General features: G+C 72.3%; 18 protein-coding genes and 1 riboswitch. Of the genes, 11 read left to right on the top strand and 7 right to left on the bottom strand.

Annotation, left to right across the window (positions count from 1 at the left end; translation table 11 throughout):
• Positions 1-803 precede the first annotated feature (803 nt).
• Complete coding sequence (locus ACSP50_RS22075) at positions 804-1,448, bottom strand: NADPH-dependent F420 reductase (protein WP_014691488.1); 645 nt, start codon at positions 1,446-1,448, stop codon at positions 804-806.
• Positions 1,449-1,538: 90 nt separating this feature from the next.
• On the opposite strand from ACSP50_RS22075, the gene ACSP50_RS22070 reads away from it, so the two are divergent.
• The 3 genes from ACSP50_RS22070 to ACSP50_RS22060 all read left to right on the top strand — a co-directional run bounded on the left by ACSP50_RS22070 (position 1,539) and on the right by ACSP50_RS22060 (position 3,654).
• Entirely contained in the window at positions 1,539-1,925 is a 387-nt protein-coding gene (locus ACSP50_RS22070; RefSeq protein ID WP_014691487.1) for a helix-turn-helix domain-containing protein, read from the top strand.
• A gap of 323 nt (positions 1,926-2,248) precedes the next feature.
• Positions 2,249-2,812, top strand: coding sequence for an RNA polymerase sigma factor (locus tag ACSP50_RS22065; RefSeq protein WP_014691486.1), 564 nt, complete (start codon positions 2,249-2,251; stop codon positions 2,810-2,812).
• Positions 2,809-3,654: a hypothetical protein gene (locus ACSP50_RS22060; protein ID WP_014691485.1), complete on the top strand. Its 846-nt coding sequence runs from the start codon at positions 2,809-2,811 to the stop codon at positions 3,652-3,654. The genes ACSP50_RS22065 and ACSP50_RS22060 overlap by 4 nt, the downstream gene beginning before the upstream one ends.
• 30 nt (positions 3,655-3,684) lie before the next feature.
• Here ACSP50_RS22060 and ACSP50_RS22055 read toward each other — a convergent pair whose 3' ends face one another.
• Positions 3,685-4,491: a hypothetical protein gene (locus ACSP50_RS22055; protein ID WP_014691484.1), complete on the bottom strand. Its 807-nt coding sequence runs from the start codon at positions 4,489-4,491 to the stop codon at positions 3,685-3,687.
• 39 nt (positions 4,492-4,530) lie between these two features.
• Here ACSP50_RS22055 and ACSP50_RS22050 point away from each other — a divergent pair, with 39 nt between their 5' ends.
• A complete protein-coding gene (locus ACSP50_RS22050) occupies positions 4,531-5,319 on the top strand; it encodes a thioesterase family protein (RefSeq protein WP_014691483.1) in 789 nt (262 codons plus the stop codon).
• Between the two features lie 79 nt (positions 5,320-5,398).
• Here the strand turns inward: ACSP50_RS22050 and ACSP50_RS22045 are convergent, their stop codons facing one another.
• On the bottom strand, positions 5,399-7,447 hold the full coding sequence (locus ACSP50_RS22045; RefSeq protein WP_014691482.1) for a cellulose binding domain-containing protein: 2,049 nt from the start codon (positions 7,445-7,447) through the stop codon (positions 5,399-5,401).
• 137 nt (positions 7,448-7,584) lie between these two features.
• Between ACSP50_RS22045 and ACSP50_RS22040 the strand changes: the two genes are divergently transcribed.
• The 3 genes from ACSP50_RS22040 to ACSP50_RS22030 all read left to right on the top strand — a co-directional run bounded on the left by ACSP50_RS22040 (position 7,585) and on the right by ACSP50_RS22030 (position 10,640).
• Positions 7,585-8,034, top strand: coding sequence for a MarR family winged helix-turn-helix transcriptional regulator (locus ACSP50_RS22040; RefSeq protein WP_043511918.1), 450 nt, complete (start codon positions 7,585-7,587; stop codon positions 8,032-8,034).
• A gap of 33 nt (positions 8,035-8,067) precedes the next feature.
• Positions 8,068-8,165, top strand: a riboswitch (glycine riboswitch).
• A 121-nt stretch (positions 8,166-8,286) separates the two neighbouring features.
• Positions 8,287-9,336: a glycine cleavage system aminomethyltransferase GcvT gene (gene gcvT / locus ACSP50_RS22035; protein WP_014691480.1), complete on the top strand. Its 1,050-nt coding sequence runs from the start codon at positions 8,287-8,289 to the stop codon at positions 9,334-9,336.
• Complete coding sequence (locus ACSP50_RS22030; RefSeq protein WP_014691479.1) at positions 9,336-10,640, top strand: L-serine ammonia-lyase; 1,305 nt, start codon at positions 9,336-9,338, stop codon at positions 10,638-10,640. The genes gcvT and ACSP50_RS22030 overlap by 1 nt, the downstream gene beginning before the upstream one ends.
• Here the strand turns inward: ACSP50_RS22030 and ACSP50_RS22025 are convergent.
• Genes ACSP50_RS22025 through ACSP50_RS44625 form a run of 3 tightly spaced genes read right to left on the bottom strand, consistent with a single transcriptional unit; the run spans position 10,627 to position 11,332 of the window.
• The gene (locus tag ACSP50_RS22025; RefSeq protein WP_014691478.1) at positions 10,627-10,905 is read right to left on the bottom strand and encodes a hypothetical protein; all 279 of its coding nucleotides are present in this window, start codon (positions 10,903-10,905) and stop codon (positions 10,627-10,629) included. The genes ACSP50_RS22030 and ACSP50_RS22025 overlap by 14 nt on opposite strands.
• A complete protein-coding gene (locus tag ACSP50_RS22020) occupies positions 10,902-11,189 on the bottom strand; it encodes a hypothetical protein (RefSeq protein ID WP_155123585.1) in 288 nt (95 codons plus the stop codon). Before ACSP50_RS22020 ends, ACSP50_RS22025 begins: the two co-directional genes overlap by 4 nt.
• A gap of 11 nt (positions 11,190-11,200) precedes the next feature.
• Positions 11,201-11,332 (bottom strand): hypothetical protein, encoded by a 132-nt coding sequence (locus ACSP50_RS44625; RefSeq protein WP_014691477.1) that lies wholly within the window; start codon positions 11,330-11,332, stop codon positions 11,201-11,203.
• A 90-nt stretch (positions 11,333-11,422) separates the two neighbouring features.
• On the opposite strand from ACSP50_RS44625, the gene ACSP50_RS22010 reads away from it, so the two are divergent.
• The 4 genes from ACSP50_RS22010 to ACSP50_RS21995 all read left to right on the top strand — a co-directional run bounded on the left by ACSP50_RS22010 (position 11,423) and on the right by ACSP50_RS21995 (position 18,209).
• On the top strand, positions 11,423-13,753 hold the full coding sequence (locus ACSP50_RS22010; protein WP_014691476.1) for a 1-deoxy-D-xylulose-5-phosphate synthase N-terminal domain-containing protein: 2,331 nt from the start codon (positions 11,423-11,425) through the stop codon (positions 13,751-13,753).
• Positions 13,754-14,167: 414 nt separating this feature from the next.
• Positions 14,168-15,991 (top strand): Ig domain-containing protein, encoded by a 1,824-nt coding sequence (locus tag ACSP50_RS44100; protein ID WP_155123584.1) that lies wholly within the window; start codon positions 14,168-14,170, stop codon positions 15,989-15,991.
• The gene (locus ACSP50_RS22000) at positions 15,991-16,668 is read left to right on the top strand and encodes a hypothetical protein (protein WP_014691474.1); all 678 of its coding nucleotides are present in this window, start codon (positions 15,991-15,993) and stop codon (positions 16,666-16,668) included. Before ACSP50_RS44100 ends, ACSP50_RS22000 begins: the two co-directional genes overlap by 1 nt.
• Entirely contained in the window at positions 16,665-18,209 is a 1,545-nt protein-coding gene (locus ACSP50_RS21995; RefSeq protein ID WP_014691473.1) for a ricin-type beta-trefoil lectin domain protein, read from the top strand. The genes ACSP50_RS22000 and ACSP50_RS21995 overlap by 4 nt, the downstream gene beginning before the upstream one ends.
• Here the strand turns inward: ACSP50_RS21995 and ACSP50_RS21990 are convergent.
• Positions 18,180-19,310 (bottom strand): MFS transporter, encoded by a 1,131-nt coding sequence (locus ACSP50_RS21990; RefSeq protein ID WP_014691472.1) that lies wholly within the window; start codon positions 19,308-19,310, stop codon positions 18,180-18,182. The two genes, ACSP50_RS21995 and ACSP50_RS21990, sit on opposite strands and share 30 nt — an antisense overlap.
• Positions 19,311-19,312: the final 2 nt, after the last annotated feature.

Genomic DNA, 19,312 nt, shown 5'->3' with positions numbered 1-19,312 from the left:
CACCGGATCACCACCTCGATCGTCTGGCCGTCTTGGAAGATGCCCTCGCTGCCATGTTCGGGCGCGAATTACCCAGAAGGTCAACATTTCATAGAACTCGCCTGTAGGTCCTTACCGGCACCGACCGCCTCATTCGAGTTGCCTGCTGTGAAGCGGACCACGACGCCCACCTCGCGCCGTTCTCCACCGCGATTCGCTCGCTGCACTGCGTTATGGCCGCCGGGGCCCACCGCTCCCGCTCGCGCCGATGAACGGGTGCCGGGAAGCACCGGACTGATGGACTGGGTCCGCAATAGGGTGCCTGGGGATGACCGCCTTACCGGCCACCAGATTCTCGAGCAGCCGAGGACCGCACTCGGCGTTTGGCCTCGGTCCAGCCGACGGCCCGCCGGTCAAACGCGGCCAACGCGGGGAGCGACGCTGGTCGGTGCGGTACCGGAGACCGCCGATCGGGTTGCTGGCCGAGTGCGGCATGGCACAGCCGGTATCGGTTGCCACCGCCGTCGCCGACGTTGCACTCCTCAGCAATCAGTAGGCCGGCGCTGCGAAGCTGCCGTAGCGCGGTGGCGATGCTGGAGCGCGTAGCGGGAGGGCGGCAACGTGCCCCCCCGCGGCTCTCGCACCGATTTCGGCATGCGACAGACGGACCGTGCCGTCGTCGATTGCGTTGTCGACCAGGCAGCGCCGGACGTCACGGCGCAGCCCATTCACAGCGCTGGCCGTCTCGATGATCCCGGACGGGGATCCGCGACGCGGCGCCGGCAGGCCCGGCGCCCGCGTCGAGACCGCGATGCCGCACCTGGTCAGGCGCTGTCCGGGACCGCGAAGGCCGCCTCCAGCGGCGGAAACGCCTTCCGGGCGTCCACCCCGGCGAACCAGAGGCCGACCACCAGGACGGACGTCGCCTCCAGATATCGGGCGCGGTGCAGCCCACCGGCCGGAGCCGGCTGCGACCCCAGGTCACTGACCAGCAACCCGACCAGCTTCACCGCGTCGTCGTCGCCGCACAGCGGGACGATCGGCTGCTGCCCGGAGAGCCACACCTCAGCCGCGCACAGATTGAAGGCCTTCACCACGTGCGTACCGGGTGCCGCCGCCGCGATCCGTTCGGCCACCGCGTCCTCGGCGAGCACCAGCGTCTCGCCCGCCGCACCGTCCGGGGTGAACGCATTGGTGCAATCGATCAGCGTACGGCCGGACCACGCGCCGTCGCCCGCCTCCGCGAGCACCTCGGACAGCGCGGCCACCGGAACCGCGAGCAGGACGACCTCCCCGAACCGCGCGGCGTCACGGACGGTGCCGGCGCGGGCACCGTACCCGATCGCTGTGGCCAGTTCGTCGGCCCGCTGCGGCGATCGCGCGCCGATCATGATCTCGTGCCCAGCCGCGGCCCACCCGCCGCCGAGTGCCCGCGCCATCTGTCCTGCGCCGATGATGCCGATTCGCATGCTTGCTCCTTGACCGTAGGTGTCGGTGCCGACGGTAGGGACGCCGATGCGCACCCCCAGGTGCGCTTCGCAGGTGGCACGCTCAATGACATGACGACGAGCATCGAACGGACGGTCTTCCCGTCGTACGGAGACTTTGAATCGGATTGTCCGGCGCGGCTGGCGGTCGACCTGTTCGGCAACTCGTGGCTGACCGTCATCGTCTACACGCTGCGGGACGGTCCGATGCGGCCGGGCGCGCTGCGGCGGGTGATCGGCGGCATCAGTCAGAAGATGCTCACCCAGACCCTGCGCCGGATGCAGCAGATGGACCTGGTGGAGCGGCGCAGTTTCGCGCAGGCACCGCCCCGGGTGGAGTACCGACTGACCGAGGCCGGCCGGGACCTGCTCGTTCCGATCCTCGCCCTGGGCGCCTGGGTCGATCGGCACGGCGACGCCGTCCGCACCGCGATGCTCGGTTCCCTCGACGAGTCGTGACCCGGCCGTCGGCTTCCCTGGTCGAGTCGGCCATGGCCTCGGGGTGAGGGCCGGCGTGCATGACGATGAAGCGGTGGTGACGGCCTGCTCGCCCCACCTCATGCTGGTGGCGTCTACCAGGGCTGATACCGCTTGCCGGCGTTCGGATCGGCGTCACCGTGACGCCGATCCGAACGCCGGGAACGGAGCCCGTGCGAAACAGGCGGAGAGACAGCCACTAACGCTTCGTCCAGCCGGTCGAGCACCAGAAAAAGATCATCGGGCGGTGTTGCAGCGGCCTCCGCGTCAGACATGTAAGGGTGTCCGACGCGAGAGGGGAACTCATGGCGATGGTGAGCGAGCTCGACTTCACCGAGCTCTACCAGGCGCACTACGTGGACGTGCTGCGGTTCGTCCGACGCCGGGCGAGCCCGGAGGACGCCGACGACATCGTCGGCGAAACCTTCCTCACCGCGTGGCGCCGGCGCGCGGACCTGCCGCCCGAGCCGCGCCCGTGGCTGTTCCGGACCGCCCGCAACATCATGCTCAACACCCAGCGGGGCTCCCGGCGGCAGCAGGCGATCAGCATCCGTATCGCCCATGAGCCGGCGGAACCTGTGGCCGACGCCATGGGGCCGGTGGAGACCCGGGTCGACCTCAGCGCCGCCTGGCGGGAGTTGACCCCCCGTGACCAGGAGACGCTGGCTCTGCACATCTGGGAGGCGCTCAGCGATCGGGACGCGGCTGCCGTCCTCGGCTGTACGAGAGCGACGTACACCATGCGACTGATGCGGGCCCGGCGCCGGCTGGCCCGCCTACTCGGACCGGGGGCCGTCGTCTCGTCCGCCGCCACCCCCGCCCCGCACCCGACGTCCACGCTGGCACCGACCGGATGGGAGCACTCGTGAACACCGACACCATCGCCCTGCTGAAGTCTCGCGACGGTGCTCCGGCCCGCGCCCTCACCCGGGAGGAGAAGGCCCGGCAGGCGCATCTGCTGCACCGCATCCTCACGGATCCGGCGCCCGTTCGTCCGGCGGCTGCCCGGTCCCGCTCCTGGGCGGCGTTCTGGACGACCGCCGGCATCGGGGCCGTGGCGATGGCCGCCGTCGCCGTCGTCGTGACCGTCGGCCCAGGGGTGCTGCGGTCTCCGGCCGCAACGGGGCTGACCACGGTCGACGTGGCGAGCTGGACCAGCACCTCGATGCGCCTGCCGTCCGCGGCCCAGGAGGTCGCCGCGGGTCCACGGGACTGGTGCATGAAGAACACGGTCGGTGATCCGAACAGCACGGCGACACGCACCGTGGTCAGTGCTGAGCTTCGCGGGGTGGTCGGCTCCCTCATCATGAAGCAGGGCGACGACTACTCACTGTGTATGGCGGGACGGGACCGATCGGGCTTCGCCGAGCTCCTCGACGCACCCACACCGCTGCTCGACGCAGAGGTCCGGCCGATGACCGGCGGCGGCCACGGCGACGGGAAGTCCGCCTTCTCCTACGTGGTCGGGCGGGCCGGTGATGCGGTGACGAGGGTGACCTTGACCGTGGGCGCGAGGACGGTCGACGCCCACATCGAAGCCGGCTGGTGGACGGCGTGGTGGCCGAACCCCGAAGCCACCGGCGACCGGCCCGAGCCCGAGGTCACCGTCACCGTCACCGTCACCCTCCGCGACGGGCGCAGTCGCACCGCTCCGCTGTCCTACGATCAGCCCTCGGCCGGCCCCCAGCCGTCCGCCACGGCGTCGCGCTGATCCCGGCAGATGCCGCCGCACCTCCCGGGGTCAACAGTGGTCGTCGAGGAGTACGCGCGGTGACGCCGCGGCGCGGCGCAGGGCGTACAGGGTGAGGGCGGCCGCCGCCACCAGCGGCGCCCCGTCGCGGATCAGTCCGTCGGTGCCCAGCAGGAGGCGGCACAGCGGCAGGTCGAACAGCAGCACCGCGATGGTGACCGACACCAGGGTCCGGCGGGCCCGGCCGCTGCCCCGGGCGAGGAGGAAGGCGGACAGCAGGGCGACGTAGCTGACCGCGATCCCGGCCAGGATCCACAGGATGACCGGGAACGCCCACTCCGGACGGTGCCCCAGCGTGCCCGCCGCGACCAGGGCCGGCACCAGCATCAGCGGGCTGTAACTGAACGCGGCCAGCCGGGCGGTCAGCACCCACGGGTCGCCCGGCGGGGCCTCGCGCAGGCTCAGGCCCTCCCGGGTCAGGACCGGCCGGCGCGGCAGGTGGGTCAGGTGCGCGCCGATGCCCCGGTGGCGGTGCAGCAGTGCGACCACGGTCAGCCAGAGCATGGCGAGCACGCCGAAACCGACCAGCCCGGACGGCGAGACGATCAGCCGGCCGACCGCGAACAGGGTGGTCATGGCCAGGATGACGCTCAGCGGCCTGGCGGTGGCCCGGCCCTTGCGGACCTGGGAGATCAGGATCAGCCAGCCCAACGTGCGGACCAGGGCCCAACCGGTCCGGACCGCGAATCCGACGCCGTGCTCCGGGGCGGAGGAGAAGTTGACGGTCTCGACGGCGACGGTGGCGACGGCCGTGGCGATCAGGAGTCCGGTGAGCACGCGGACCGGGCGGGGGGTCATGGTGACGCCTTACCCCGGACGGCGGGTGAGAATGGCTCGGTGAGCGATCCCGATGCGTATTACCTGCCGGCCGGTGACGGCGAGTTCGACGCCACCACGGCGACGACCAGTCCGTGGGACGACGCGATGCAGCACGGCGGCCCGCCGGCCGGGCTGCTGGCCCGCGCCGTCGAGCTGACCCGGCCCGATCCGGAGATGCCGATCGCCCGGCTGACCGTCGACATGCTCGGGCCGATCCCGCGCGGGCGGGTGCGCACCGAGGCGACGATCGTGCGCCCGGGGCGGCGGGTGGAGATGGTCGAGGCGCGGCTCTGGGCCGGCGGCAGACTCGCGGTCACCGCCACGGCGTGGCGGATCAGGACGCAGAAGGACCTTACCCGGCGGTACGCCGTACCGGTCGTACCGCCGCCTCTTCCCGCCGCGCAGGCCGCGGTCTTCTTCCCCGGTGTGGACCCCGCGTGGGGTTACGGCCGCTCGATCGAGTGGCGTTTCGTCGCCGGCTCGTTCGCCGAACCCGGTCCGGTCGAGTTGTGGGCGCGGGTCCGGCTGCCGCTGGTGGCGGGGGAGACGCCGTCGCCGGTGCAGCGCCTGGCCGTGCTCGCCGACTCGGCGAACGGCATCTCCGGGGAGCTGCCGCTGACCGGATGGCTGTTCATCCCGCCCACGATGACGCTGACGATCGCCCGGGTGCCGGAGGGCGACTGGGTGCATTTCGCGGCGCGGACCACGATCGGCCCGTCCGGCACCGGGATCGCCCAGGGGGTGCTGTCCGACCCGGACGGATTCGTCGCCCAGGTCGGACAACCACTGTTGATCAGCCCGCGATGAAGGTCGGTCGGCGGTAAAGGGTCAGCCCGGCGGGACAGGACCGGAAAGGGTCAGCCCGGCGGGAAAGGGTTGTAACGGGTCAGCCCGCGGTGGTCACTCCGCAGACCGTGCCGTTCAGGGTGAACACCCCGGGCGGCACGTTCGGCCCGCTGTACGCCCCGACGAACCCCACGTTCCCGCTCGCCCCGGCGCCCAGGGTCGCGTCGCTGGTGACCCGGACGGTCCGCCCGTCCGAGTTCCAGGTGGCACCCCACCCGCTGCTCACGCTCTGCCACCCGGTCGGCCAGGTGAAGGCCAGCGTCCAGCCGCTGACCGGCCCGGCCCCGTTGTTGGTGACGTCGATCGAAGCGACGAACCCGTTGCCCCAGTCGTTGGTGTCGCGGTAGGCCACCGTGCACGCGGCGTCGGTGGGCGCGCCGGTCGTGACGGTCACCGGCGGCGAGGGCGGGGAGAGCCGCCCGGCGCCGTCGCGTGCCAGCACGTTGATCGTGTACCGGTGCCCGGGCTCCAGGTTGTGCACCGTGAGCGAGGTGCCGGTGGTCTCGCCCAGCAGTGCACTGACGCCCCGGTTCTGCCGGTACACCTCGTACTTCAGGCCGCCGCCGCCGGCCGGCCAGGAGATCGTCGCGGTGCGGTCGGTCGCGGTCGCGGCCGGTTGTCCGGGCGCCTTCGGCGCCTTCGGGTCGACCCGGTCGGGATGCAGGACAACCAGATCGACGGTGTACGGCGCGAGCACCTGCGTGCCCGCTGTCCCGGCCGCGCCACTGGTCACCCGGGTCGCCCCGGTGGCGTACGTGGACACCGTCGGCACCGCCGCGGACGGCGTGAAGCCCTGGTAGTTCAGGGCCACCGTGTGCGCCGCGTCCGGGTCCTTGTTGATCAGCAGGACCGCCAGGTCGCCGTTGGCCCGGTGCACCGCGTGCGCGCTGACCAGTGCGTTGTCGCTGGCGGTCCCGACGAAGCGGTCACCGGCGTGCGCGAGCGAGCCGACCAGCGACAGCGCGTGGTATGCGGGGAACGGCGTGTTCAGCGGCGGCTCGCAGGCCGCGTTGTCCGGCGTGCAGGTGCCGCTGGAGAGCAGCCCGAAGTCGTTGAAGTCGGTCTGCCCGGCGATCGTGCCCGCCCGGTCCGGCCCGTTGTGGACGTTCCACCAGTCCACCGTGAAGACGCCCTGGGCGAGCAGCCCGCTGTAGACGTCGGCCAGGAACAGCGCCCCCGGCTGGGTGTTGCGCCCGGCGTCGACGTTGGTCTCGGTCATGCTGATCCCGATCCGGGAGCTGTCCGCCCCGGCGTACCGGCTGATCTGCCGGCGCAGCAGGTAGACCGCGTCCTGGATCTGCGCCGGCTTGCCCAGCGCCTCGGCCGGGGTGGTCCCGCCCGGGTACCAGTGCACGTCGACGAAGTCGATGGCGGTCCCGGCCCGGGTCAGCACCTCCTGGTTCCAGGTGCCGCTGTCACCGGCCCCGACGATCCCGTCCGGCCAGTTCCCCGGCATGGTCAGCACCGCACCGACCTTGACGGTGGGGTCGACGGCCTTCATCGCCTGGGCGTAGGCGACCACGGCGTCGGCGTACTCCTTCGGGCTCTTGTCGGCGTGGTCGTCCGCCTCCCACGCCGAGCCGTAGTGCCCGTTGCCGTAGTTCTCGTTGCCGATCGTCCAGTAGGTGGCGTGGTAGCCCTTGGTGACGTTCGCGTACCGGACCCAGTCGGCCGCCTCCTGCGCGGTCCCGGTGCCGTAGTTCGCGATGATCATTGGTTGGGCCCCGGTCCGCTGGGCGCCCGCCATGAAGGTGTCGAAGTCGGTGCCGGGCGCGACGTAGCCGCCGGGTGCCGTGTTGTCCTTCCAGTGGTAGATGTCGGCGTACGAGCCGCCGGGATACCGCAGCATCCCGACACCCGCGTCGTGCAGCAGGTCGGCGACCGCGTCGGTGCCGAGCTGGGAGTCCCAGACGGCATGGTTGACGCCGACCGCGGTGCCGGCCACGGTGGCGAGGCCGGCCCGGGTGTCGACGTCGACGTGGGTGTCAGCGGTCGCCGCGGCGGCCGGTGTCGGCGCGATGGCGGGCGCGAGCCCGATCGTCAGCAGTACGGCGCTTGCGGCAACACGCCGTCGGATCCAAGGGTGCACGGGGCTCTCCAGGGGACGAGATGATGGGAGCGCTCCCATAATTCGCCGTGGAAATCAACTCTGTCAATGAGGACGGAGCGGTGGCCCGGCCGCGCGCGGGCGGCGCGGGGCGGTGCGGGAGGATGCCGGTTGTGGGCATGACGAGCGGTGAGGGCCGGGGAGCACAACTGTTGCCGGTGCTCGGGCAGCTGGTGCGGTTCCTGCGGCAGCTGGAGGGGCCGGACAATCCGAGTTCGATCGCGCTCGCCGTGCTGCGCCGCCTCGCCGATCACGGGCCGGGGCGGGTCACCGACCTGGCGCGGCTCACCCGGGCCTCACAGCCGGGCATGACCCAGCTGATCGGGCGGATGGAGAAGGCCGGACAGGTGCGCCGGGTGCCCGACCCGCACGACGGGCGCGGCGTGCTGGTCGAGGTGACCGACGCCGGGCGTGAGCTGCTCAGCCGCACCTACGCGTATTACGCCACCACCCTGGACCGGCTCTTCGAGCAGCTGACCCCGGAGGAGAGTGACACCGTGGTGGCGGCGCTGCCGGCCCTGGAACGCCTGGCCCGGGCCGGTGAGCGGGAAAGCGCCGGCACCCGGTAGGGTCGGCGCTGACAAGTGAAGACTTTCGCCGTCACAGCCGCCGCGGGAGAGTCCCAGGGTCCGTCACCTGGGCGCCGAAGGAGCAAATTCTCCCTCAGAATCTCTCAGGCACCCGGTACCGCAGCGGTCAGGCGACTCTGGAAAGTCAGCCCCGTCGCGGGCTGCGCCCACGGTGCAAGCCGCCTTCGCGGTGAACCTCTCAGGCACAGATGACAGAGCGAGGGAGGCCCGACACCCGAAGGAGCCTCCCTGTTGCGACGCACCGCGCTGCACGACGTCCACCGCCGCCTCGGCGCCTCGATGACCGGTTTCGCCGGCTGGGAGATGCCGCTGCGGTACGGCAGTGACGTGGCCGAGCACCACGCCGTACGGCAATCCTGCGGTCTTTTCGATCTGGGCCACATGGGGCAGATCGCGGTCAGCGGACCGGATGCCGCCGCCTTCCTCGATTTCGCCCTGGTCGGGCGCCTCTCCGCGGTCGCCGTGGGGCGGGCGAAATACACCATGCTGTGCCACACCACCGGCGGGGTGCTCGACGACCTGGTGGTGTACCGGCTCGCCGAGCGCAGCTTCCTGGTGGTGGCGAACGCCGCGAACGCGCCGATGGTGCTCGCCATGCTCGGTGAGCACTCCGGCGGCTTCGCGGTGACCGTGACCGAGCACGTGGGTGCGCTGATCGCGATCCAGGGGCCGGACGCCGTGAAGATCGTCGGCGAGCATCCCGACCTGCGGTATTACGCGATCAAGCCGGAGCGGGTGGCCGGCCGTGACGTGCTGCTGGCCCGCACCGGGTACACCGGCGAGGACGGCTTCGAGATCTACTGCGCGAACGAGGACGCCGAGGCGATCTGGGCGTGGGCGGCCGCCGCGGGCGCCCAGCCGGCCGGGCTGGCCTGCCGGGACACGCTGCGCCTGGAGGCCGGCATGCCGCTGTACGGCCACGAGCTGACCGTGCGCACCACGCCGTTCGACGCGGGCCTGGGGCGGGTGGTGGCACGGGACAAGCGGGATTTCGTCGGCGGCGACGCGCTGCGGGCCGCGGAGCCGGTGCGCGAGCTGGTCGGCCTGGTGACGACCGGCCGCCGCTCGCCGCGCGCGGGCTATGCGGTGATCGATGCGGAGACCGGGGCGAAGGTCGGCGAGGTGACCAGCGGTGCGCTGTCCCCGACGCTCGGCCACCCCATCGCGCTCGCCTATCTCCGGAAAAATCTGGATCGGGCCCGGCTGGCGGTCGATGTACGGGGCACGCCGATCCCGGCGGAGATCGTGAAGCTGCCGTTCTACCGGCGAAAGAAGGACTGATGGCCGTCTCGGTGTTCGACCTGTTCTCGATCGGCATCGGCCCGTCCAGCTCGCACACGGTCGGCCCGATGCGCGCCGCCCGGATGTTCCTGGGACACCTCGACGACCGGGTGGCGACCGTGCGCGCCGAGCTGTTCGGCTCGCTGGGCGCCACCGGGCACGGGCACGGCACCCCCCGCGCGGTGCTGCTCGGCCTGATGGGCGAGGACCCGGAGACGGTCGACACCACGCTGGAGCCGCCGGCCTCCCTCACCATGGACGACCGCCGGGTCGAGGTCGACCTGGTCCTGCACCGGCGGCGGTCGCTGCCCGAGCACCCGAACGGGATGACGTTCACCGCGCTCGACGCGAGCGGCGCGGTGCTGATCAGCAAGACCTACTTCTCGGTCGGCGGCGGGTTCGTCGTCGACCAGGGCACCTCGCGGCTGCGCGCCGACGAGACCCCGCTGCCGCACCCGTTCAGCTCCGGCGCCGAACTGCTCGCGCTCACCCAGCGCACCGGGCTGTCCATCTCCCGGCTGATGCTGGCCAACGAGACCGCGTGGCGCCCCGAGTCCGAGGTGCGGTCCGGCCTGCTCGCCATCTGGGACGTGATGCGCGACTGCGTCGGCGCCGGCCTGGACGCCGAGGGGGTGCTGCCCGGCGGGCTGAAGGTGCGCCGCCGGGCCGCCGCCACGGCCCGGCAACTGCGGGCCGCCGGGGATCCCGCGGTGCACGCGATGGAGTGGCTCACCGCGTACGCCATGGCCGTCAATGAGCAGAACGCGGCCGGTGGCCGCGTGGTGACCGCGCCCACCAACGGCGCCGCGGGGATCATCCCGGCGGTGCTGAGCTACTACACGGCGTTCATCCCGGGCGCCGGCCCGGACGGCATCGTCCGGTTCCTGCTGGCGGCCGGCGCGATCGGCCTGCTGTTCAAGGAGAACGCGTCGATCTCCGGCGCCGAGGTCGGCTGCCAGGGCGAGGTCGGCTCGGCCTGCGCGATGGCGGCGGCCGGCCTGGCCGAGGTGCTCGGTGGCACCCCGGAGCAGGTGGAGAACGCCGCCGAGATCGGCATGGAACACAACCTGGGGCTGACCTGCGACCCGGTCGGCGGCCTGGTGCAGATCCCGTGCATCGAACGCAACGGGATGGCCGCGGTCAAGGCGGTGACCGCGGCCCGGATGGCGCTGCGCGGCGACGGTAGGCACCATGTCTCCCTCGACAAGGTGATCAAGACGATGAAGGAGACCGGCGCCGACATGAAGATCAAGTACAAGGAGACCAGCCGCGGCGGCCTGGCCGTCAACGTCATCGAGTGCTGAGCACCCCGTCGAACTCGAACACCGGTTTCGGCACGTCGTGTCCCTGCGTGTCGGTGACCGTCGCGAGTCCGATGATCTTCGACGGGCCACCGGCCACGTAGGTGCCGTCGGTCTTCACGGTGACCTCGAACTTGCCGTCCTGATGCTGCCCGTGCAGGTCGGTGAAGCTCATCATGCAGATCCAGTTCGGGCCGGCGCCGGTGTCGGCGACCTTCGGTCCGCCCTTGTCGCAGGCGGCCGAGGCGCCGATCGTCGCGGTGGTCACGCCGGGACGGCGAGCACCAGGGCGGCGCGGGTGATGGCGGGTCGCATGGTCATCCTCCGGTGATGTCGCGGCGGCGCAGCGTCAGGAACGCCGCGGTCAGGCAGATCAGGGTCCGGGCGGCACTGACCGCCAGCCCGGCGGTCAGCGGCCCGGTGAACGGACGGCGTCTCCCCGGTGGGTCGGGCCGCGCCGCGCGATCCCGCGCCCACGACCGCGGCGATCAGGGCATCGATGCGCTCCTGCGGACCGCGCACCGGCAGCCCGCCGCCATCGATCGGCGCCACGTCCCGCCCGCTCACGGCGGCGATTGCGGCGGTACGCTCGTCGTCCCCGTCCGGATCTCGTGCGCCTGCTCCGGGGCCCGCTCGCGCAGCGCCGCGATCGACCCGTGGTGGCCGACCGCGTCGACCGCCAGCACGTCGCTCATGCCGGGAAAGTTAAAGATCCGGCATGAAAGCGAGATGAAGGCACGCCTATCCTCGCTGCGAACCACCAGCCGCCGACCCGGGAGATTCCGATGGACGAAACGCCGACCGACCTCGACGCACTGCACGAGATCGCCCGGCGCGTGCTGTGGCTGTCGGCGTCGATCGTCGACGCCGCCAACGCCGGCCGGCCCAACGACTCCGGGGTCAAGGTCGGCGGCCACCAGGCGTCGAGCGCCTCGATGGTCGACATCATGGTGGCCCTGTGGTTCGCCGAGCTGACCAGCCGGGACCGGGTGTCGGTCAAACCGCACGCCTCGCCGGTGCTGCACGCCGTCAACTGGCTGCTCGGCGACCTCGACGAGGCGTACCTGCCGACGCTGAGGGCCAAGGGCGGCCTGCAGTCGTATCCGTCCCGCCTCAAGGACCCGGACACGGTCGACTTCTCCACCGGGTCGGTGGGCATCGGGGCGACGGCGGCGCTCTGGGCCGCGATGGCGCATCGGTACGTCGCCTCGCAGTTCCCCGGCACGGCCCCCGGTGGACGCTTCATCAGCCTGCTCGGCGACGCCGAACTGGACGAGGGCGCCATCTGGGAAGCGGTCATGGACCCGGCCGTGGCCAAGATGGGCGAGTTGCTCTGGGTGGTCGACCTCAACCGGCAGTCCCTGGACCGGGTCGTTCCGGACATCCAGATCACCAAGTTGCAGGGCATGTTCGCGGCCGCCGGGTGGCAGGTCGTCATCCTCAAGTGGGGTCGCATCATCTCCCGGCTGTTCGACCGGCCCGGCGGTCAGTCGCTGCGCGCCCGGCTGGAAGCGATGCCCAACGAGGAGTACCAGCGGATGCTGCGGGTCGGCCCCGCCGAGGTGGCCGAGCGCATCCTGGCGGGCAGCTCATCGCTGGCCGACGGCCACGAGCTCAAGGCGCTGCTGGACGAGATCCCGCCGGACGAGCTCGCCGCCGCGGTCCGCGACCTCGGCGGCCACGATCTGGGACTGCTCGTCGACACCTTCCACGGCGTCGAGACGCACCGCCCCACCGTCGTGTTCGCCTACACCGTCAAGGGCCGCGGCCTGCCCACCGAGGGGCACCCCAACAACCACTCGGCGCTGCTCAGCGCCGCCCAGATGGACGCGCTGGCGCAGGCCTGCGGCATGGACCGCCGGGCGCCCTGGCAGCGTTTCGGCCCGGACACCCCGGCCGGCCGGCTGTGCGCGGCCCGCGGCCGGGCGCTGCGCCGCGAGCCCGTCGCGCCGACCTCACCCCTGCCGGTGCCGGTCCAGCTCGACCACGGCTACCGCAAGCCGATGAGCACCCAGGCGGCTCTCGGCCGGTTGCTGGCCGACCTGCCGCGCGACGCTCCCGAGGCGGCGGCCCGGGTGGTCACCTGCTCTCCCGACGTGGCGTCGTCCACCAACCTGGGCGGCTGGATCAACAAGACCGGCGTCTGGTCGGTGGAGGACCGGCACGACTGGTTCGCCGACGACGCCGAGCGGGTCCTGCGCTGGCGGGAGGACAGCAACGGTCAGCACATCGAACTGGGCATCGCCGAGGTCAACCTGGTGTCCCTGCTGGGCGAGCTGGGCACCACCTGGTCCCGCTGGGGTGAGCGGCTGATCCCGATCGCCACGCTGTATGACCCCTTCGTGTCGCGCGCCCTGGAGCCGTGGTCCTACGGCATCTACGCCGGGGGTCAGTCCATCCTCGTGGGCACCCCGTCCGGCGTGACGCTCGCGCCCGAGGGCGGCGCCCACCAGTCGATCACCACCCCGTCGATCGGGCTGGAGCAGCCCGGCTGCGTCGCGTGGGAGCCGGCGTTCGCGCAGGACCTGCAGTGGTGCTTCCTGCACGCGATGAGCCGGGTCGGCGTCGAGGGCGGCACCTCGGCGTACTTCCGGCTGTCCACCCGGCCCATCGATCCCGGGCTGGCCCGCGTCCCGGAGGACCCCACCCTCCGGGAGCGCCGTCGCCGGCAGAGCGTCGCCGGCGGCTACCGGTTGCCGGCCGATCACCCGATCGGCGACGAGGAGGTGACGCTGGTCGGGGTCGGCGCCATCATGCCCGAGGTCGTCGCGGCCGCCGACGCTCTGGCCGCGCACGGCGTCAAGGCCGGGGTCGTCTGCCTGACCAGCCCGGATCTGGTCTTCCGCTCGTTCCAGCAGCGCGGCAGCCGCGCTGCCGGCGTGGGCGGCGGCATCCTGGACGAGCTGTTCCCCGCCGAGCACCCCACGCCCCTGGTCACCGTGCAGGACGGCCATCCGCACACACTGGCCTTCCTCGGCGCGGCGCGCGGGGACCGGATGCGTTGCCTCGGGGTGACCGAGTTCGGCCAGTCCTCCGGCCTGGCGGACGCCTACCGCCTGCACGGTATCGACACCGGCAGCATCGTCGACGCGGCGCTGACCCTGACCCGGCACTGACCTCGCGGTCAACCGGTTCGGCGGAGCTCGGCGGCCCTCTGGCGAGGGGTCGGCCGCTGCTCCGCCCGACCGGTGGCCGGCATGTGCCCCCGGTCGTGGCGGGCGCCGGAGCGGGATCTCCTCGACCCGGCCGCAAATGCGGGCCGTCATCACCGCCGGTCGCCTCGACCAGGCCGGGCCGGGCTGCGCTCGTCCCGCAGGCAGACAAGGAGCCGCGCGGGCCGGCTGACCGTCGCTCCGGGCCGTTTTCGCGCGCCGTTGCTCTCAAGGCGGCTGTCGCCGTGCCGATAAGGGCACGTCCACCGCGTGCGGGGTGGGGTGTTCAGGCAGCGACGGGAGTTGGGGACCGTGTTCCGGGGCGACCAGGTGCCGAAGCGCGTCAGGGTGTGCGACGCGGGCGATGGTGGGTTCACCATGCTCGAGATGATCGTGTCCGCCGCGGTCGTGTGCGTCGTGCTGATGGGGTTGAGCACCTTCTTCGTGCAGGCCATGTCGACCTCGCACGGGCAGGGTCAGCAACAGGGCGGCATCCGGCTCGCCGCGGATGCCATGGACACCCTCCGGGCGCCGCAGGTGACGGCCCTGCTGTCCGAGCGTGCGCCGTGCGCCACGGCATGCCCGGCGCCGGTGGCCAAGGCGGTGCCGCTGCTGGCCGACACCGAGCGGTGGGACGCCGCGGCGGTGCCGACGGCGGTCACCACCGCGCCGTCCACGGCCACCGGCGGCATCGCCTTCCCGGTGCCGCCGAGCTCGTCGGGCATCGCGGTCAACGGGGTGACGTACCAGCGCTATCTCTACCTCGGCAAGTGCTGGGAGCAGACCGGCGGGAGTCCCTGCACCGCCGACAACACCCAGCCGATCGCCATGGTGCGCGCGGTCGTCGGGGTGGCCTGGCCGTCGCCCGCCTGCGGCGGCGACACCTGCTCGTTCGCCACGTCCACGCTCTTCGGTGCCGGTGGGTCGGGCGACCCGGTGTTCGGCTCCGGCGCGGTGGCCGTGACCGCCGTGCCCGACCAGGTCAGCACGCTCGGGTCGGCGATCGCGGCGCTCCCGCTGTCGGCCACCGGCGGCAGCCGGCCGTACACCTGGTCGGTCACCGGTCTGCCGAACGGTCTGACCTTCGACCCGACCACGACCTCGGTGACCGGGACGCCCACGAGCGCCGGCACCTCGACGGTGACGGTGACCGTCATCGACGCCCGCGGCAAGACCGCCCGGATCACCTTCCGGTGGGCGGTCGTCACCAAGATCACGCTTGCCAAGATCGCTGACCAGGGCACCACGCAGGGTCGCAGCGTCACGCTCTCACCGTCCGCGGCCGGCGGCACCACTCCGTACACGTGGTCGGCGACCGGTCTGCCGAACGGCCTGTCCATCGACAGCGCCACGGGGGTGATCACGGGTACGCCGGACACCCTCGGCGCCTCGAACGTCACCGTCACCGTGACCGACGCCCGCAAGCAGAACGCCAAGGTGTCGTTCGTGTGGACGATCTACTCGGCGCCGAAGCTGGCCATTCCCCCCAAGCAGGACACCTACATCGACACCGCCGCGGTCCCGCTGCAGATGGTCGCCACCGACGGTGTCGGCCCCTACACCTGGACGGCCACGAGTCTGCGCGCCGGCATGTCGATCGGGTCGAGCAGCGGCCTGATCACCGGGACGCCCGCCGCCCTGGGTACCGCCCACGTCGTGGTGACCGTCACCGACAGCCGCGGCGAGAGCGCCTCGGTGACCTTCGACTGGTCCATCGACAAGGCTCAGCAGCTGAACGACAGCACCACCACCCAGCTGATCGTGGCCAACCCCTCGCTGTACACCTGGGGTGCCGTCAACCTGCCGCCGGGGCTCTCGATCAACTCGGCGACCGGACTCGTGAGCGGCACGCCGACCACGGCCGGCACCTGGGACATCCAGATCCTGCTCACCGATGCCAGCGGCACCGTGAAGAAGATCCCCTTCAAGTGGACGATCTACGCACCGCTGACCATCACGTCGCCGGGCGCGCAGTCCAGTCAGAAGGGCAAGGCGATCACGGCGCTGCAGCTGACCCAGACGGGCGGCGTCGGACCGTTCACGTGGACGGCCTCCGGGCTGCCGGCCGGCCTCGCGCTGGACGCGAACACCGGTGTGATCACCGGCAAGCCGATGACCGTCGCCACCTCGACCGTGTCCATCACCGTGACCGACTTCGCCGGCAACCGGAAGACGATCGCCTTTACCTGGCAGGTGAGCTGATGAGGAACCGGACCCCGATCCGGGCACGCCGCGCCCTGCCGGGCGGGGACGCCGGGGTCACGATGATCGACCTGATGGTCGCCATGGCGCTGATGTCGATCATCGGGGCCATCGCGACCGGCGGCCTGGCGCAGCTGTACCGGATGACCGACGCCACCGACCGGATGGACGAGGCCCAGACACAGGCGAGCCTGGCATACGCCGGCCTGCAACCGGAGATCGGCGTCGCCTACGACATCAGTGACCCGGGCGCCGGAGCCGGCGGCGATCCCTCCGTCGAGTACGTCACCCAGGATTCCAGCGGTCAGCGGGTCTGCCACCAGCTTCGCCTCTCCGGCGGAACGCTGAAGCTGCGCCAGTGGCCCGCGTCGGCCACGACCGTGTCCGCGGCCGGCTGGCGGGTCCTCGCGTCCGGGCTGGCGGCTCCCGCCACGCCGGACGCCGACACCGGCGCGGCGGCCGCGCCGCAGACCCTGCACTTCCCCGACTTCTCGACACCGTCGCTGACGAACCTGCCGAGCGCCACGCCGCTGCAACTGCGGATCCGGCTCACCGCGACGGCCAGCGGGGGGAAGGGCTCGACCCAGCGCGACACCCAGACCACCGTCGTCGCGGCCAACAGCACCGTCGGCTGGCACGACCCGGTCGCCTGCTCGCTAGGAAGGAACACGCCGTGAGCGCTCCCCGACACCCGCGTCCGCTGCCCGCGGCCGGCGACCGCGGGTCGATGCCCATCGCCCTGCTGGTCACCATGGTGGCGACGAGCCTCAGCGTGGTCCTGAGCTCCCTGGTGATCGCGCAGATCGGTACCACGCGCTTCGACCAGCGGCGGGTCAGCGGACTGCAGTCCGCGCGCGCGGGCCTGCAGGCTGCCGTGGCCACGATCCAGGCGTCCACGTCGGGTGGCGTGTCGACCGTGACCCTGTCCACGGCGGCCGGCAACCCGCAGGGTGATCGCACCAAGCTGCCCTGCGCCCCGATGACCGACGCCTCGTCCGCGGGCCCGGCCACCTATGCGGTCAGCTTCGACTACTACACGACCGACCCGCAGTACGGCGGCAGCCCGCTGGCCCCGTGCCAGACCGGACAGGGGCCCGGCAACCAGGCCGCCTACGTACGGTTGACGTCGACCGGGTTGGACCTCGCGGGCAAGGTCAGCGTGACGTTGACGGCCACGTACCCCCTGCTGTCCGGTGACCAGAACCTGGCCGGCGACACCGTCCGGCTCGCCGGGACCAACCTGTGCCTGGACGCGGGCGACACGCCCGTCGCGGGCGGGCAACTGGCGCTGCGCACCTGCGCCGCCAGCACCCGGCCCAAGAGCCAGCTGTTCGCCTACGGCTCCAACCTGCAGGTCAGATTGGTGTCGTCGAGCCCGCCCGACGGACTGTGCGTGGACGCCCAGCAGACCAGCGGGTCCTCCCTGGCCCTCGCCGCGTGTGGCACCACCACCGTCCCCGCCACTCAGCAGTGGATCTCCGCGAGTCCCGGGCCGTCCGGTGGCGGTACCTGGGCCTCCTCGGCCCGGACCCTCTGCTGGCGGGCCGCGGGTCCCGTGGCGGGCCTGTCGGTCAACCTCGACGCCGACTGCAGCACCGCGTCCACCTTCGTCTCGCGGGGCTCGGCCGGTGCGGGCGCGGCCGTGCTGGCCGACCGGAACCAGTGGGTGGACTACGCCGAGTTCAGCCGGTGCATGGATGTCGGCGGACAGAAGGTCGCCGACGCCCGGCTGATCACCTATCCCTGCGGTCAGAGCCCGAGCCTGACGAGCGCCGACTGGAGCCAGCAGTGGGTGCCGGTGGACGCCACCAGCGGTCAGGCCGCGGTGCTCGCCAACGGGGTCGCCGGCGTGGCGGACGTCCTGTTCACGGTGACCGACAACGACGCAAGCCCGACCAACCCGGACGGCAGGTACTGCCTGTGGAGCCCCGGAACCGCCGGGCAGAAGGTGCAGGCGAAGGCCTGCTCCACGACAACGGCCGGATACCGGTGGACGATCACCCGGAACACCGGCCTGCCCACGACCAGCTACCGGGTCCAGGACGACCATGCCCTGTGCCTGACCGCGGTCGGACAGGACGTCCTCGTGGACCCGGGCGCCCCGGCGAACACGAGCATTCTCCGGACGATGCCGTGCGACGGCTCCGACCAGCAGAAATGGAACGCCCCGTCGACCGCGCAGAACGCGTCACCGCTGCTGAACGTGACGCAGCGGTAGTGCCGGCAGGATGGCGGCGAGTGCACCCACCAGCACCGCGAGCACGGCGAATCCCCCGTTCAGCGTGGTCGCCGTGGCGATCGCGCCGACCAGCAGCGGTCCGCCCGCGTCGCCCAGTTCGCGGCCCAGTTCGGCGGCGCCCATGGTCTGCCCGAGCCGCTCCGGCGGGGTCGAGCCGGCCAGCGCCGCGAACCCCAGCGGGGTGATCAGGCCGGTGCCGGCGCCGATCAGCGCCGCCCCGGCGAGGACGCCGGTCAGGCCGGGCAGCAGCGCCGCGGCCAGGCCGAGCGCGGTCAGCAGCAGCCCGGCGGTCAGCCCGGTGCGCAGGCTCAACCGCCCGTCGTCGAGCGCCCGCCCGGCCCGCGGCTGGACCAGCGCCGCGCACAGCGCCAGCACCGACACGGCCGCGCCGGTGGCGATCGGGCTGAGCCCGGCGGCCCGCCCGGTGACCGGCAGGAAGCCGACGCCGACCGACAGGGCCGCGGTCGCGGCGGCCAGCGCCGAGGTGGGCCGCAGGAAGGTCGCCGAGGTCAGCCGGCGGGCCAGATCGAGCAGGGTCTGCCGGGTCTTCGGCAGCGGCGCCAGGTGCGGGACGGCCAGCAGCGCCCAGACGGCGACCGCCGCGCCGAGCCCGGCCAGCACGACGAACAGCGACCGCAGCCCGCCGGCCCAGACGATCACGCCGCCGAGCAGCGGGCCGAGGGTGTAGCCGATCGACTTGTAGAAGCCGTACGACCCGAACGCCCGCCCGTGCTTGGCGCCGGGATTCAGCCGGGCCACGAGGGCCGACGCGGCCGGGGAGAACGCCGAGGCGGCCGCGCCCTGCCCGAGCCGAGCGGCCCACAGCCAGCCGGGGCTGTCCGCCGCCACGTAGACCGCGGAGGCGAGCGCGAACGCGACCAGGCCGCCGAGCAGCACCGGCCGCGGCCCGATCCGGTCGGCGAGACTGCCGAACACCGGCTTGAGGACGATCTCGGCGCCGTCGTAGAGGGCCAGCAGGCCACCGAGCGTCAGCAGCGAAACCTGCGCCCCGCCCAGGTTCGCGGCGATCGCGTGCGCTCCGAACGCGGTGGTGAACCCGGCCGCGTAGAGTGGCCACATCC

Source organism: Actinoplanes sp. SE50/110 (assembly GCF_900119315.1).
Classification (GTDB): Bacteria; Actinomycetota; Actinomycetes; order Mycobacteriales; family Micromonosporaceae; genus Actinoplanes.
This window is presented reverse-complemented; position numbering and strand designations above follow the sequence as displayed.

Bases quoted from the DNA above. Each gene is read 5' to 3' on its own strand.
- ACSP50_RS22075 (WP_014691488.1), bottom strand. From the start codon at position 1,448: ATGCGAATCGGCATCATCGGCGCAGGACAGATGGCGCGGGCACTCGGC.
- ACSP50_RS22070 (WP_014691487.1), top strand. From the start codon at position 1,539: ATGACGACGAGCATCGAACGGACGGTCTTCCCGTCGTACGGAGACTTT.
- ACSP50_RS22065 (WP_014691486.1), top strand. From the start codon at position 2,249: ATGGCGATGGTGAGCGAGCTCGACTTCACCGAGCTCTACCAGGCGCAC.
- ACSP50_RS22055 (WP_014691484.1), bottom strand. From the start codon at position 4,491: ATGACCCCCCGCCCGGTCCGCGTGCTCACCGGACTCCTGATCGCCACG.
- ACSP50_RS22040 (WP_043511918.1), top strand. From the start codon at position 7,585: ATGACGAGCGGTGAGGGCCGGGGAGCACAACTGTTGCCGGTGCTCGGG.
- ACSP50_RS22030 (WP_014691479.1), top strand. From the start codon at position 9,336: ATGGCCGTCTCGGTGTTCGACCTGTTCTCGATCGGCATCGGCCCGTCC.
- ACSP50_RS44625 (WP_014691477.1), bottom strand. From the start codon at position 11,332: ATGAGCGACGTGCTGGCGGTCGACGCGGTCGGCCACCACGGGTCGATC.
- ACSP50_RS22010 (WP_014691476.1), top strand. From the start codon at position 11,423: ATGGACGAAACGCCGACCGACCTCGACGCACTGCACGAGATCGCCCGG.
- ACSP50_RS44100 (WP_155123584.1), top strand. From the start codon at position 14,168: ATGCTCGAGATGATCGTGTCCGCCGCGGTCGTGTGCGTCGTGCTGATG.
- ACSP50_RS22000 (WP_014691474.1), top strand. From the start codon at position 15,991: ATGAGGAACCGGACCCCGATCCGGGCACGCCGCGCCCTGCCGGGCGGG.
- ACSP50_RS21990 (WP_014691472.1), bottom strand. From the start codon at position 19,310: ATGTGGCCACTCTACGCGGCCGGGTTCACCACCGCGTTCGGAGCGCAC.